Source organism: Anabaena sp. PCC 7938 (genome assembly GCF_049315035.1).
GTDB lineage: Bacteria > Cyanobacteriota > Cyanobacteriia > Cyanobacteriales > Nostocaceae > Anabaena > Anabaena cylindrica.
Genome location: NZ_CP186034.1, coordinates 5593954 through 5608951, shown reverse-complemented (window position 1 = coordinate 5608951; position 14998 = coordinate 5593954). Strand labels below are relative to the sequence as shown.

The 14998-nt window shown below is 41.3% G+C and carries 10 protein-coding genes and 2 pseudogenes; 6 read left to right on the top strand and 6 right to left on the bottom strand.

The annotated features are described in order from the left end of the window. Positions 1-17: 17 nt before the first annotated feature. The 3 genes from mreD to ACOWPH_RS25020 form a co-directional block, all read right to left on the bottom strand. Complete coding sequence (gene mreD, locus ACOWPH_RS25030) at positions 18-656, bottom strand: rod shape-determining protein MreD (RefSeq protein WP_015212823.1); 639 nt, start codon at positions 654-656, stop codon at positions 18-20. 23 nt (positions 657-679) lie between these two features. Further along, positions 680-1465: a rod shape-determining protein MreC gene (mreC, locus tag ACOWPH_RS25025; RefSeq protein ID WP_015212822.1), complete on the bottom strand. Its 786-nt coding sequence runs from the start codon at positions 1463-1465 to the stop codon at positions 680-682. Between the two features lie 92 nt (positions 1466-1557). Continuing rightward, positions 1558-2562, bottom strand: coding sequence for a rod shape-determining protein (locus ACOWPH_RS25020; RefSeq protein ID WP_015212821.1), 1005 nt, complete (start codon positions 2560-2562; stop codon positions 1558-1560). Positions 2563-2935: 373 nt separating this feature from the next. Between ACOWPH_RS25020 and ACOWPH_RS25015 the strand changes: the two genes are divergently transcribed. Further along, positions 2936-3298, top strand: a complete 363-nt coding sequence (locus ACOWPH_RS25015) for a single-stranded DNA-binding protein (protein ID WP_015212820.1) — start codon at positions 2936-2938, stop codon at positions 3296-3298. 120 nt (positions 3299-3418) lie between these two features. On the opposite strand, the gene ACOWPH_RS25010 is transcribed toward ACOWPH_RS25015, so the two are convergent. After that, entirely contained in the window at positions 3419-4162 is a 744-nt protein-coding gene (locus tag ACOWPH_RS25010; protein WP_015212819.1) for an SIMPL domain-containing protein, read from the bottom strand. Between the two features lie 636 nt (positions 4163-4798). On the opposite strand from ACOWPH_RS25010, the gene ACOWPH_RS25005 reads away from it, so the two are divergent. The 4 genes and pseudogenes from ACOWPH_RS25005 to murI all read left to right on the top strand — a co-directional run bounded on the left by ACOWPH_RS25005 (position 4799) and on the right by murI (position 12246). Continuing rightward, the gene (locus ACOWPH_RS25005; RefSeq protein WP_015212818.1) at positions 4799-6250 is read left to right on the top strand and encodes a cation:proton antiporter; all 1452 of its coding nucleotides are present in this window, start codon (positions 4799-4801) and stop codon (positions 6248-6250) included. Positions 6251-7128: 878 nt separating this feature from the next. After that, a complete protein-coding gene (locus ACOWPH_RS25000; protein WP_015212817.1) occupies positions 7129-8997 on the top strand; it encodes an N-acetylmuramoyl-L-alanine amidase in 1869 nt (622 codons plus the stop codon). Positions 8998-9343: 346 nt separating this feature from the next. Beyond that, a pseudogene (locus ACOWPH_RS24995) lies at positions 9344-11264 on the top strand (N-acetylmuramoyl-L-alanine amidase). Between the two features lie 124 nt (positions 11265-11388). Beyond that, entirely contained in the window at positions 11389-12246 is an 858-nt protein-coding gene (murI, locus tag ACOWPH_RS24990; RefSeq protein WP_015212815.1) for a glutamate racemase, read from the top strand. A 48-nt stretch (positions 12247-12294) separates the two neighbouring features. Here murI and ACOWPH_RS24985 read toward each other — a convergent pair whose 3' ends face one another. Continuing rightward, positions 12295-12483 carry a hypothetical protein gene (locus ACOWPH_RS24985; RefSeq protein WP_015212814.1) on the bottom strand — a complete coding sequence of 63 codons (189 nt, stop codon included), beginning with the start codon at positions 12481-12483 and terminating at the stop codon, positions 12295-12297. An 891-nt stretch (positions 12484-13374) separates the two neighbouring features. On the opposite strand from ACOWPH_RS24985, the gene sds reads away from it, so the two are divergent. Continuing rightward, positions 13375-14346 (top strand): solanesyl diphosphate synthase, encoded by a 972-nt coding sequence (gene sds, locus ACOWPH_RS24980; RefSeq protein WP_015212813.1) that lies wholly within the window; start codon positions 13375-13377, stop codon positions 14344-14346. A gap of 63 nt (positions 14347-14409) precedes the next feature. On the opposite strand, the pseudogene ACOWPH_RS24975 reads toward sds, so the two are convergent. Further along, a pseudogene (locus ACOWPH_RS24975) lies at positions 14410-14887 on the bottom strand (hypothetical protein). Between the last annotated feature and the right edge of the window lie 111 nt (positions 14888-14998).

Below are 14998 nucleotides of genomic sequence, written 5' to 3'. Positions count from 1 at the left end.
TATTTTCTACCTACAAATTACGAATTATTAATTAATTTCATCTGTTGCCACCAGCGATTCAAGGGATAGTAAACGACAGGAGCCCACAGGCTACTGAGAATAGCAGAAGCTAAAGCAACACGCTGATAATATGTCCAGATATCTTCAACTTTGCGGACGCATTGTTCACCACAGCTACCACCCAATATAGATAATTGCACAGCAAAAATAGTATCTGCCACCACCGCCATCCCAAAGACGATCAAAGCAATAGAAATGAAGTCTTCTTGAATAAAACGCTGCTTCTGAATCAGGCTAGTTAGCATTCCTACTATTCCCAAGCTAATAGCATGGGTAGGGTTAGGTGATGTCATAGCGTCTTGTAGTAGACCGAGAACAATACCCGCCAATGCACCCTCAAAAACAGAGCGTTTCACACTCCAAGCTACCACCCAAATTAGTAACCAGTTAGGCCCAATACCCAATAATTCCATACCTGGCAATCGGGTTGGCAACATGAGTAAACATAACAGCACAGATCCCGATGTTACTGTCCAATCCAGAAGTTGACGTAACCAGGGATGCCAACTTGTCAATTGAGGAATTAAGGATTTGGATTTTCGATCTGGCCTTATTGCTATTTTATTTTTGCTGCCAGGAAATCCAGGAATTTTCATTGTTTTGTGAAATTTTCAGGAGTCTAATCAGATTTTTGTTTTTCCGGATCTAGGTTTTCTGGCTTAGGATATACAGTTACCCAATCCAAATAACGAATTGGTGGGAATAGCTCAACTTTAGCCACTGATGCGGGGAGTTTCTTTAAATCTAGAGACTTTATTCTTCCTACTGGTAAACCAGCCGGAAATTTCTGACTATAAGTAGAAGTTGAAACTAAGTCACCTACTTTAACATTAGGAACTTTTTCATAAAACTCTAGCACTCCTTCAACTGAAGAATCACCCCGCACAATCCCCTTGGCAGCTGTCCGGCTAATAGTGACACCCACTTGACTTTTCAAATCGCTAACTAACAATACGCGACTAGTGTTAGGAGTAACACTTTCTACCAAACCCACTAAGCCACCATCTGCTTTGACAATAGAACCTTCCTCAATACCAGCATTTGTGCCACTATTTAAAGTTACTTGTTGCCACCAGTGGTCTGCACTACGTCCCACTACTCTTGCTACAATTGGGCGTGCCGAAAGTGGTTCTTTTCCTATGTAACCCACTAAACCTTGTAGTTTTTGATTTTGACTTTCTAGATCGACTATGCGCGTTTGTAACTCTAATAGTCGAGCATCACGGATACGTTCTTCGGGGCTTATACCTGGCTGCAACGTTTGCAACGGACGGGTAATCCCTTGATATATCTCCATCACCAGCGTCCCTTGTGTCTGTCGCAGTGTCCAAGCACTACCAACAACTAGAGCTAACAAACCTATTTGTAACCCCTTATGTTCCCACCAACGGCGTAGAGTAAACATTGATACCTGTATATATTCTTTAAATTGTTGGGATAATGGATGCCATATTTAGTAGATACAGAATCCATCATCTTGTTTACGCTTTTGGTTATCTACATATTGCGAGAACGACCACTAAAGACTCGTTCTAGCTGCTTGAAGTTTTCTAGCACACGACCTGTCCCCAAGACCACACAACTGAGAGGATCGGCGGCAATGTGTGTGACAATACCCGTCTCATGACTAATTAGCGTGTCTAGTCCTTTTAGTAATGCGCCACCTCCCGCTAACATAATTCCTCTATCAATAATGTCTGCGGCTAGTTCTGGAGGCGTGCGTTCTAGTGTCCGCTTTACTGCTTCTATAATTACTGATAGCGGCTCTAACATACTTTCACGAATTTCTCCACCCTTGACAGTCACAGTTCTAGGTAAACCAGAAAGCAAGTGTAATCCCCGGACTTCCATAATATCAGCATCATCGTTGGTTGGATAGGCAGAACCAATGCGAATTTTGATATCTTCAGCGGTACGTTCTCCAATGACCAGGTTATTAACTTTCTTCATATACTGGATAATTGCTTCCGTCAGTTCATCTCCCGCGATACGTACAGATTCGCTAATTACTGTACCCTGAAGACTGAGTACAGCTACTTCTGTTGTCCCACCACCAATATCAATGATCATATTACCTGTGGGTTCGGCTACTGGTAAGCCTGCACCAATTGCTGCTGCTACAGGCTCATCAATTAAATATACTTCTCTAGCTCCGGCTTGAGTAGCTGCATCCATTACGGCTCGTCTTTCTACCCCAGTTACACCGCTGGGAATACCAATGACAATCCGGGGTAAAATCAGGGATCTGCCCTCATTTACTCGCTGGATAAAACTTTTTAGCATCAGTTCGGCAGTATCAAAATCAGCAATAACACCATCACGCAAAGGACGGACAGCTATTACGTTACCTGGTGTCCGACCGAGCATTTTTTTGGCATCTTCTCCAACTGCCAGCGCTATTTTTTCATTTTTATCAATGGCAACCACTGAAGGCTCTTGAAGTACAATTCCTTTGCCAGATACATAAACTAGGGTGTTGGCTGTACCGAGGTCGATACCCATATCCCATGATGAGCGAAAGTTCTTAAAAAGACCCACGCGTGTCTTTGCCCCCTATTTGCGCTAATTTGTAATGATAACAGTGAGAGTTAATTGTGCTAGATTCGATGATATTTTTCCGCCTGACTCCAGTACACTAAACTATTTTTATCTATAATTTTTGTTAATCTTGATGGATGTTTCAGGCATCTTAGTTTCTCTATTCCAAAGTCACTCAGTATAACCGTATAATTTTGGCAACGATGCCAAGTATTTTTTGAATCATTGTTTGATATTAATCATATTGCTAAACACTTAACATATTTTAAATAATTTTACAATTAGCTATTATATTATTCACAATAAATGAGTACACTTGTACTTAAAGGTAACACCCATGAGCATTAATGTTGTCACCCTGGTCGGACGTGTAGGCGGCGACCCAGATATGAAGTATTTTGAGTCTGGTACAGTTAAATGCCGGTTGACTCTAGCAGTGAATCGTCGATCGCGTAACAATGATAAACCAGACTGGTTTAATCTAGAACTGTGGGGTAAAACGGCTGAAGTTGCTGGCAACTATGTACGTAAAGGCAGCCTAATCGGGGTTAAAGGTTCTTTGAAATTTGATTCTTGGAGCGATCGCCAAACCGGAGTCAATCGTTCTAGTCCAGTTATCCATGTAGAGCAACTAGAGTTGCTAGGTTCTAAGCGCGACGGAGACGGTGGTATGGCTGATATGTCTCCAGAAAATTTCTAATTTTAGTCAGGAGTCAGGAGTCAGGAGTCAGGAGTCAGGAGTCAGGAGTCAGGAGGAAGAATAGAAGAACATCAGAATCATCTATAACCTTCCAAATGACTAATGACTAATGACTAATGACTAATAACTAATTTGCAATGTCACAGATGCTTGTACTTCTTGTTCACCACCAATTACAGGGGTAGAAGCATCTGCATTAGTTAATTTAGCCTCACTACGATAAAGCATAGGTGGTGGGGGCGCACTTGCACCATTAACTTGAATACTGACTATTTCTTTAGCTTGCAATCCTAAAGTGTTTAAAACAGCATCAGCCTGTTGTTGGGCATCCTGGGTAGCTTTTTTGAGGGCTTGTTTTTGGGCATTGGCGATCGCATCGTCACTAGCGATAAAACTCACACCGCTAATTTGTGTCGCTCCCGTTTTTACAGCTTCATCCAATAATGTGCCTACTTTATCAGTAGGAACACGAAAGCTCACCGTGTTACTAGCAGCATAACCAGTAATTCTCTGTATATTATTGGTGTAGCTATAAACTGGGTTCAAGCGAACACCTGTCGTAGTTAATTTGTCTACATTCCGGCTTTTGAGTAAAGCAACCACTGCTGATGACCTGCGGGCTGCCTCTTTTTGGACTTCCTCAGCCGTTTTTCCTTGAATTTCTACACCCAAACTCACTTGGGACAAGGTTGTAGGAATTGCTTCCATACCACGACCACTCACCGTTAAAGTCCGCCATAGTTTTTCTTTTTCCTGCGCTGATGCAGGTAAAGTAAAAATCATAAATAATATTAAAGTCAAAGATAGTGCTTTCCCAAAGTTCCTGGTCTGAACACGAGAACTAGATAAAGTATTTCGATGCATTTAGATCTACACTCCTCAAAAAATTTATACCAAGTTTCCAAGTTTTAGTTAACTTTTACCCGGAACTTTTCACAATTACAACCCAATTCAATTTGTATATTTATACTTTGGCACTCCCTCAATCAAAAAGTTTCTTGGTTACATTTTTGGCAACTAAAAAAGTGGCTCTAAATTGATCAGGGCTGATTAGCTGCTGAAAACATAACCATAGGTTTATTATCAGTTTGATTTAGAACAAGTTCGTAATGACTACTCAGTAAGGGTTTTAGAGTTTTCTAATGATCATCTGGTTGTCGTCGTTTTGTACTAAAGACTGGGTGTTCATTTGTCCCAATATCAAAGTTGCATTGGCAGCATCTGAATCAATTTTGCAGGAGGCATCAATTACTTTATACCTCTTATCAGTAGTGTATATATAGCAATTTCCAAGCTCATGAAATACACCCCACCCGCGCTGTCGCGCACCATCCCCTTACCAAGGGGAGGGTTGGGGAGGGGTAATTTTGTATCTAACTAGAGTGGGAAAGGCTATATATCTAATATCTTATGATTGCTGTTAGCAGTAGGTATATATCTAGTCTATGAAATGGTTTCGATAAAAGAGTAAAAATAAAGAGAAGGATATTCACAGAACCAATGCAGTTTTTCAGTGCAATCAATTTTACTGTTCCTCTGTTGGCAAGTGCCACGGAATCAGCAGATAGTTCAATGGTGGTAGCATCGGTGCTACTGAGCTTAGTAGTAATTTACCTCGCCAGCAAAGTAGGTGGGGAATTATCAAATAAAATAGGTTTGCCACCTGTTTTAGGTGAACTTGTGGGTGGTGTCATAGTCGGCACATCTGTATTACATCTGTTGGTATTCCCAGAAGGTGGTACAGACAGTTCTAGTTCATTAATCATGACTTTCCTGCAAATCACTGCTGGTTTAACTCCAGAAGCCACTCCACAGGTATTTGCTGCACAGTCAGAGGTAGTATCTGTTTTAGCAGAACTGGGCGTGATTATCCTGCTCTTTGAAATTGGCTTAGAGTCCAATTTAAAAGACTTAATGGCAGTCGGTATCCAAGCCGTAGTTGTGGCAATTGTAGGGGTAGCAGTACCCTTTGCCGCAGGTACATTTGGCTTAATGACTTTGTTTGGTATCAGTGCTGTACCGGCAATTTTTGCTGGGGCTGCGTTGACTGCTACTAGTATCGGTATTACCTCCAAAGTCCTCTCAGAACTAGGCCGATTAAATTCAAAAGAAGGGCAGATTATTCTCGGTGCGGCGGTAATAGATGATATCTTGGGAATTATCGTCTTAGCTGTAGTAGCCAGTTTAGCTAAAGATGGCGCAGTAGATGTAGGTAATGTCATTTATTTGATTATTAGCGCCACTGCTTTTCTCGTTGGTGCGATTGTGTTGGGGAATGTTTTCAATAAATCCTTCGTTGCGATCGCAAATAAACTCAAAACACGTGGCGGATTGGTCATACCGGCATTTATCTTCGCTTTTGTCATGGCCTATCTTGCCGCTATTATCCACTTAGAAGCAATTCTCGGAGCTTTTGCAGCAGGGTTAGTCCTAGAAGAAACTGATAAACGCAAGGAACTGCAAAAGCAAGTTATTCCCATTGCCGATATGCTAGTACCTGTGTTCTTCGTCGCCGTTGGGGCAAAAACCGATTTGGGAGTTCTAAACCCAGCAATTCCCAGTAATCGCGAAGGCCTAATTATGGCAATTTTCCTGATTACAGTTGCCATTCTCGGTAAAGTGATCACAGGTTTAGCCGTGTTTGGTCAACCCAACATTAACCGGTTGGCAATTGGTGTAGGGATGATTCCCAGAGGTGAGGTAGGCTTGGTATTTGCCGGTGTTGGTGCAGCTAGTGGCGCTCTCTCAAAACCCCTAGGAGCAGCAATTATTATGATGGTAATTCTCACTACCTTTTTAGCCCCCCCTCTGCTAAGATTCGTCTTTCCCGAATCAAAAACCGCAACTACTTTAGATGAAGGTTCCTCTGATACATTGTTAGCAATTGCAACAGCAAATGACGGTAAGCATTTGGAAGTCACTTCAGATTCTCAGGAGAGCTTGAATAAGTAGAAGTAGTCTTTGTGTAGTTTGTACTTGTCCATAATCAACTGTGGACAAGTATATTGTGGCTACTTTTTCCAGTACCTTATACAGCAGAAGTCAGGAGTCAGGAGTCAGGAGTAAAACTGGCTTCATGTATAGGTTTCAATTTAGATTTTGTACCTCCCAACTACGCAAACTACTGTATCTCAATAATATTCAGTCCCGCTAATTACTATTTCCCTATCTCCAGTTCAGGATAGACGTGCCTTAAAGCAGTTACCTCGACCAATTACTACTTAACGGAAACTTAAATTTCTCAATCGCCGTCTCCTGTGATAGTTAATTTTCATTGGTTTATCATTCTGGTTAGGATTCGGAATGACCTTGGGTTCTATCCCATATCTAGTTATTTGTGATGGTGTGAACGTTGTCTAGTCATGAAGAAGTAGCACCCGCCAACTTCACTTGTACAGTTGACAGCGGTGGGCTTTATTGTAAATTTAGATTCAATGACGCACCTAAAAATTAATTTTTTCTGCTGTCAGGTGTCACAAAATTATAGCTGTCCAAACGTCATTAATTCTGAATTACCTTTTTGTGGTTATCATCTAAAAGTCATTTATTATGTATTTTGATTTCAGTAGCAGTGTCAAAGTTTAATATTAAATTTGAAATTTCGATAATAGCCTTGTGGTGAGAGATTCTAATTTGACAATTCAAAATTATTATAGCAATTCCCAATCTCATGAAATACACCCCCTCCCCTTACCAAGGGGAGGGTTGGGGAGGGGTAATTTTGTATCTAACTAGAGTGGGAAAGGCTATATACGTGGTGATTGTGTGCAGATTTGCCAAAATTTTGAGATATTAATGACTTACATAAATGTAAATCAGGAGAAATAACTTTGAAGCTACACTACTTACTACCCAGTACAGTTGGAACTATTCTTTTACTATCTTCCCCGACTTTAGCTGCGAAATTGGAATCTTGGCGGTTTGATAGCAATCAAAACCGACTAGAAATCAATACTTCGGGTGCTGTTCAACCCCAAGCGCAACTCATATTTAATCCCACAAGGTTGGTAATTGATTTACCCAACACCGAATTTGGTCGGTCGCAATTAACTCAACCAGTAGGTGGTGCAATTCGTTCCATTCGTGTTGGACAGTTTAACCCCACAACCGCTCGCCTAGTTGTAGAACTAGCACCTGGTTATACTCTCGACCCCAATCTGGTTAAATTTGTAGGAATATCGGCTAACCGATGGACAGTACAATTGCCAAAACTAGAATTTGAGCAAGCAGTCGCACCCTCCGACAACAATAATAATACTTATAATTTAGTCACCATAGACTCCCAAGATTCCCAAACTCAACCTGAGTTTTCCACAGCGGCCAACACTATAGCTGGGATTACTCAAATTCAAAGATTACAAACCACAGGAGATGGTTTTTTTATTCGTACTAATGGTGGTAATCCTCAAGTTAAGGTGTCCCGTAGCCGCGATCGCACTACCATATTTATGGATATTGGTGGTGCAACTTTATCACCTAATCTATCCCCAAGAAATTTATCAGTAAATAAGCATGGTGTCAGCCGCATAGAATTCACCCAACTGCGAACTAAACCAGCATCTATCCGCATGACATTACGGGTAAACAAAGATAGCCCCGACTGGCGAGTAAGTAACAGTAGTGTGGGCGGCTTGATTCTACTGCCAACCAAAGGTGTTGTCCGCTTACCTCAAAACAGTAATCAATCAACAACCATTCCTGCCAACCCTAGCAACCCAGATGTTACCAACACCCCAGCTACAATTCAGTCTGTGGAATTAGCTGGTAATAACACCCAACTACTGATTAGAGCTGATCAAACTTTATCTGCTCAGGGTAGTTGGGATAGAACTACTGGACTATTTCGCATCACTATTCCCAATGCTAAATTAGCTCCCAGCGTCAAAGGTCCTATTTTTGATGCCAATAGTCCTGTTCTCCGGGTACGTCTGCAACCACAAGTACCAAACACCGTAGTCATTTTTGTCCAACCAGCATCGGGAGTGAGAATTGGGGAACTCAATCAGGTCGGCAACCAGCTTCTGGCTTTACAATTACAACGATATGCTCAAGTCAGACCCCCAATTAGTTTACCTCCCTTACCATCACCAAATAGCGGACAATTACCAGACCCAAATATAAAGACTCCTCAGCCCAGACCCCGCCGCTCAGTTCCTAAAGGTAAATTATTAGTTATGATTGACCCTGGACACGGAGGTAAAGACCCTGGAGCGGTTGGTATTGGCGGCATACAGGAAAAAAATCTTATCTTACCTATTAGCAAAAGGGTAGCCGCGATTTTGCAGCAAAACGGCGTACAAGCAGTTCTGACTAGGGATTCTGACTATTTTGTGACTCTCCCCGGACGAGTAGCAATGGCAGAAAGAGCTAATGCTGATGTTTTTGTCAGCATTCATGCTAATTCAGTGGGTCTAAGTCGTCCTGATGTTAGTGGTTTAGAAACTTATTATTATGAAAATGGTCTGAGTTTAGCTCGAACTGTCCACAATAGAATTCTTCAAAGTGTCAATGTTAGAGATCGGAAAGTACGGAAAGCTAGATTTTTCGTCCTCAGAAAAAGTTCTATGCCCTCAATTTTAGTGGAAGTAGGTTATGTGACTGGTAGAGAAGATGTTGCCAAACTCAAAACCTCAGCTTATCAGAATCAAATGGCCGAAGCGATCGCTCAAGGAATTCTCCAGTACCTAAAGCAAAGGTAAGTAATTTAATTTCCAGTATTCAGTAAATAAACTTAATGATTTATTGAATATTAAATTGTATTTATTAGCAATGTTACCTGACTAGTCATTCTGCTGGGAGAAATGGAATTTTCTGATTCCGGTTAATTTTAATAGCTCTTTTTGGTGTAATCTGATGCTTTGCAGGTTAAATTAATTTACTCTTATAGGATGGCAAAATTTACAGCCTATGCTATAGTGTTACGCCATTAGCTGTGTCTCGATACCAGCGCCAAGCCAAAATTTGGGCGGTAAAGGTAGGTGTGAGGATTTACCAAGATGTTGAGATATTGACGGCTCCCATGAATGCGAATCAGGAGAAAGGACTGTGAAACTACACTGGTTAATACCCAGCACTTTTGGAACCATCTTCATGCTATCGTCGCCTGCTATGGCTGCGAAGTTGGAATCTTGGCGGTTTGATAGCAATCAAAACCGACTAGAAATTAATACTTCGGGCGCTGTTCAACCCCAAGCGCAACTCATATTTAACCCCACACGGTTGGTAATTGATTTACCAAACACCGAATTTGGGCGATCGCAATTAACTCAACCAGTAGGGGGGGCAATTCGTGCTATCCGCATCGGGCAGTTTGACAAACAAACAACGCGCCTAGTTATAGAATTGACTCCTGGTTATACCCTAGACCCCAATCTGGTCAAATTTACCGGGGCTAGTAGCAGTCGCTGGATAGTACAACTACCAAATATAGAAGCTGAAGCAGCACCTGCCTCTGGTTATATAGGTCAGCAAGCAGCAGAAACCCCCGCACTCATACCTCCACTCATCACCGTTTACCCCAGCAGCCTCCCCTAGAAATATTTACAACATGGTGACAACTACTCCTGTCACCTTACCTAACCAAGAGATAGCAGCTAACACCACAAGGGAAGTAGTTCAAATTGAAAACTTGCGGGTAACAGGCGATGGTTTTTTCATTCAGACTAGTGGTGGTAATCCCCAAATTCAAGTTAATCGCAGCGAAGATAACCGCATTATCAATCTTGACATTACTGGCGCAGCCTTATCATCAAATCTGAAACAACGAGATCAGTTGATTAATCGCTATGGTGTCAACCGGATCGAATTTACTCAACTTTCTAGTAAAACCCCTACTGTTCGCATGACTTTGCGGGTGGATAGCAACAGCCCCGATTGGCGGGCAACATCTGGCGGTAATAGGGGTTTTGTTTTATTGCCTAATCGTCTGAGTAGAGTTAAAGAAAATCAACCTTCTATTTCAAATGCTGGTGCAAATATTAGCGACTCCCCAGCTACAATTCAGTCTGTAGAACTGGCTGGTAATGGGACACAACTAGTGATTAGAGCCGACCAAGCCGTATCCGCTACTGGAAATTGGGACAGAAGCACTGGTCTATTTCGCATCACTATTCCTAATGCTAAGTTAGCTAATCGGGTAACAGGGCCTGCTTTTAATGCTAATAGTCCCGTCCTCAGGGTACGTCTACAACCCCAAGCAAATAATACTGTATTGGTCTTTGTTCAACCGGCATCAGGTGTGCAAATTGGAGAACTCAATCAGTTTGGAGAGAAGCTTTTAGCTCTACAGTTACAACGCTCTCGTCAGTTAACGCCTCCAATTAGCTTACCTCCCTTATCATCAACGAATAATAGACAACTGCCAGATCCAGACATAACAAATTCCCAAATCCGTTCACAGCCTCAACCACGTTTATCAGTTCCTAGAGGAAAACTATTAGTAGTAATTGACCCCGGACATGGTGGTAAAGATCCAGGTGCTATTGGTTTAGGCGGTTTGTCAGAAAAAGATGTTATCCTCCCCATCGGCAAAAGAGTAGCTGCTATTTTGGAGCAAAATGGCGTTCAAGCTGTGATGACGCGAGATGCTGACTTTTTCGTGGAACTACAAGGACGGGTAGATATAGCAAAACGAGTCAATGCAACTTTGTTTGTTAGCATTCACGCTAATGCAGTAGATAATCGTCCCGATGTTAATGGTTTAGAAGTATATTATTACGACAGTGGTTATGGTCTAGCCGAATCTGTTCGCAAGGCGATTCTTCAGGATATTGGTACTATCAAAGATAGAGGAACTCGTAAAGCTAGATTCTATGTCCTCAGAAAAAGTTCTATGCCCTCGATTTTAGTGGAAACAGGCTATATAACTGGTAGGGAAGATAATCTTCGGTTGGCATCATCAGAATACCAAAATCGGATGGCTGATGCGATCGCTCGTGGTATTCTCAAATACTTACAGCAAAGATAAGAATACATCACGTTAAAAATGTAGTCCAAATTACTAATACAAAAAACTGAATTTAGTGGTCAACCAGCAGATTGTCTGCTAAATTCTGTATTTTAAATAGCAAAATCTAAATCAATATTTGCCTGTGTATTCATCCTCTATTTTTGAAGGTAATCTTGACGATTTCTCTGTTAAAGAACCTCAACGCTCTCCTATTGGGGTGTTTGACAGTGGTGTAGGTGGACTAACGGTATTGCAACAAATTTATAAGCAACTTCCCAATGAATCAATTATTTACTTTGGGGATACAGCTCACCTTCCTTATGGAATTCGTTCACAAGCAGAAATATTACAATATGTCAGAGAAATTCTGGACTGGATGCAACAGCAACGGGTGAAAATGGTGATTATGGCTTGTAACACCAGTTCTGCTCTCGCTCTAGAAAATGTCCGTCAAGAATTTAATTTCCCTATTTTAGGAGTAGTTCTACCAGGAGCAAAAGCCGCAGTACAGCAAGGTAAGCGAATAGGTGTCATTGCTACCCCAGCTACTGCCAAAAGCAATGCCTATCGTCAAGCTATTATGGAAATACAGCCCGATGTCCAAGTCTGGCAAGTTAGTTGTCCAGAATTTGTGCCACTAATTGAGCAAAATCGTATTCACGACCCTTACACAATGGAAGTGGCAAGATCCTATTTGGAACCGTTAATCAAACAAGAGATTGACACTTTAGTCTATGGTTGTACCCATTATCCCCATTTAGCACCAATATTGCGATCGCTCCTCCCCTCACACGTTAAACTGGTTGACCCAGCTGTTCATGTTGTGGCAGCTTGCGCTCAAGAGTTAGATTTATTAAGCATCAAAAATAATTATCTCCCCATGCCAACTCGTTTTGCGGTTAGCGGTTGTCCACAACAATTTGCCCAGTCTGGATTGCACTGGTTAGGCTATACCCCTCTGGTAGAACAGGTATACCTTACTGATGCCACAGTTTTCTAAGCCATTAATCATTAGTCATTGGTTAAATATTTTGACCAATGACCTTTTTTATTGGCTATTAACTACCTCAGTTACCTTTGTTATTAATCCTCTATCCTGCTTCTGCATAGTCTTAGAGCCACCTTTAATCACACTATTTCCACTTGTTCGTTTTGCCAGTGCTAATAATAAGTAGACGGTGAATAAATATCCAGCAGCTAAAATAAATACCATCATAGGCATATTTCCATAAATCATTGTTCTACCAGCCCTGCTTTCAAAGGAAGATTAAAATTGCATACAAAAATAGTAGAACTCAAGCTAATTAAGAATGTACTTAATTGCTGTAGCTGGCTATGCAAAGCCACCCAGTAGAGTCTAAAAAACCCCTGGTTCAACCTGTTTATTATTTAATTTATTTTTTCGCAGACCACACATCCGACAGCAGTTAAATTACTCGATGGCAATTTAAAACTGCGCTCCTCAGCAGTCTACCCAGTCTGCGTTATTTACCCTCACACCAATTGAGTAAGAGCTACACTTATGCTCAACCTTAGCTGAAAAAGTGTGTAGTGGCTTCCCTAACAGGAAGCACATAATCTAACCCAAAAGGTCTGCTGATCGCACAGCAAACAATTAGGAATTATTCCCTTCATTCTGTCGGCGACATATTATTTTAGATTCACGGCTCAAATGAGTAAAACCACCTAGTGATGATTTACTTTTTTTGGGAGTGAATATCTCAAAGATTTAAAATTCCTATACATTAGCGTAACACAACAGACCTGCATTTTCAGCCAACTTCCAGACTAAATTTTAAATTTTCTCCAAGTTGACACACAATTTTGAGATTGCCCAGTCTCACCCGGAAATAAGTAATGTGTAATTAGTTAATCAGTAAAGGAAAAACCAATTGTATTGATGTTCAGATCATGTACAGGATTCTCAATGACTGTCAATAATAAATTTTTTCGTGCCGATAGAAATTCCTGTAATACAAGTAATCCAAGATACTTTCAGCTTTTTTAGGGTTTTTACCATTTATTGAAGATGGGATTCCTGAGGAAAACTTTGCGCTGGCACTGGGTTATCTTAAAATGAGTAAAGGATATGTAAACTTTCGTAACCTAAGTCAGAGTCCACCCATCCATGACCCCAGCCACCTCCCTGTTCACCCCTGTGGAAGCAGACCTGCGAATACTAGCAGATAACCTCACACAGCTAGTTGGAAATCGCCACCCCATCCTCTATGCAGCAGCCGAACATTTGTTTGGAGCTGGGGGAAAACGTATCAGACCAGCTATTGTGCTGCTAATATCACGGGCAACCATGCTAAAACAAGATATTACGCCCCGTCATCGTCGCCTAGCAGAGATTACGGAAATGATCCACACAGCCAGCCTGGTACATGATGATGTAGTGGATGAATCCAATATGCGCCGTGGTGTACCTACGGTTCATAGTTTGTTTGGTAATCGCATTGCTATACTAGCAGGAGATTTTCTCTTTGCTCAGTCCTCCTGGTATTTAGCAAATCTAGATAACTTGGATGTAGTAAAACTGCTTTCAGAAGTGATCATGGATTTTGCCTCTGGGGAGATCCAACAAGGGTTAAATCATTTTGACACTAATCTTGCTACAGAAACTTACCTGAAAAAGAGTTACTACAAAACAGCTTCATTAATTGCCAACAGTTCTAAAGCAGCTGGATTACTTAGCGAAGTTTCCCCAGAGAGAGCCGAAAATTTGTATAACTACGGTAAGCATATTGGTCTGGCATTCCAGATAGTAGATGATATTCTAGATTTCACTAGTTCTACAGATACTTTAGGTAAACCAGCCGGATCTGATCTCAAAAGCGGTAATCTGACTGCACCAGTATTATTTGCCTTGGAGGAACAACCTTACTTAGAAGCGCTGATTGAAAGAGAGTTTGCCCAAGAAGGAGATTTAGAACAGGCACTAGGGCTGATTTCAGATAGCCAAGGCATACAACGGGCTAGAGAATTAGCTGCTCACCATGCTAAGGTAGCAGCTGAACATATTGCTACTCTAGAACCCTCAGATTCACTGCAAGCATTAATTAATATGACTGATTATGTACTGAGTCGGACTTGTTAGAGAATTTTGGATTTTAGATTTTAGGTTCGATCGCAAATCCAAAATCTAAAATCTAAAATTGATTCAAGCAATATCTGGAGGCACTTGTTGATTGGGTCTGTGTTGTTGCAGGTTTTGCTGAATCAGGTTTTGCAGTTCAGCTCGCTGCACTTCAATAGCGTCGCTGGTTGTTCCAGGAGTCTCAAAAAAAACTATACTATCTACTGGTGCTAATGCCATCAGTTGAAACAAAATATGAATTACTGGAATGGATGGAGCTACTACTTGAGGGTTAAGCCCAGCAGATGAGAACAGAGAAACATCCTGTAATCTAGGAAAGGCGTAAACCACGTGCTTTTCTAATTCTGGATTTGCCTTGTTGCTTAATGTAGTTAAAATCCAGCTTGACTGCGAATTTTGGAGAATATAGTACTGGGGGTAGCGTAACTTTTGGGCGATCGCTCTCAGCACAGGTGGCAACTGTAGTTACGAGTTTTGGTGTCACACCATCCTGGGGTGCATTATCAATCAATAATTGAATTTGTACTTCTAGATCCGTCATGACTTGTAAATAGCTCTTGAGTAATGTCCAAAATATTAAAGCAGGTAACAGGAAACAGGGAACAGTTACAACTGACCACTGATAACTGGTAGCTTATACACGAAATCTATC

Bases quoted from the DNA above. Each gene is read 5' to 3' on its own strand.
- ACOWPH_RS25015 (WP_015212820.1), top strand. From the start codon at position 2,936: ATGAGCATTAATGTTGTCACCCTGGTCGGACGTGTAGGCGGCGACCCA.
- ACOWPH_RS25020 (WP_015212821.1), bottom strand. From the start codon at position 2,562: ATGGGTATCGACCTCGGTACAGCCAACACCCTAGTTTATGTATCTGGC.
- ACOWPH_RS25005 (WP_015212818.1), top strand. From the start codon at position 4,799: ATGCAGTTTTTCAGTGCAATCAATTTTACTGTTCCTCTGTTGGCAAGT.
- sds (WP_015212813.1), top strand. From the start codon at position 13,375: ATGACCCCAGCCACCTCCCTGTTCACCCCTGTGGAAGCAGACCTGCGA.
- ACOWPH_RS25010 (WP_015212819.1), bottom strand. From the start codon at position 4,162: ATGCATCGAAATACTTTATCTAGTTCTCGTGTTCAGACCAGGAACTTT.
- mreD (WP_015212823.1), bottom strand. From the start codon at position 656: ATGAAAATTCCTGGATTTCCTGGCAGCAAAAATAAAATAGCAATAAGG.
- mreC (WP_015212822.1), bottom strand. From the start codon at position 1,465: ATGTTTACTCTACGCCGTTGGTGGGAACATAAGGGGTTACAAATAGGT.
- ACOWPH_RS24985 (WP_015212814.1), bottom strand. From the start codon at position 12,483: ATGATTTATGGAAATATGCCTATGATGGTATTTATTTTAGCTGCTGGA.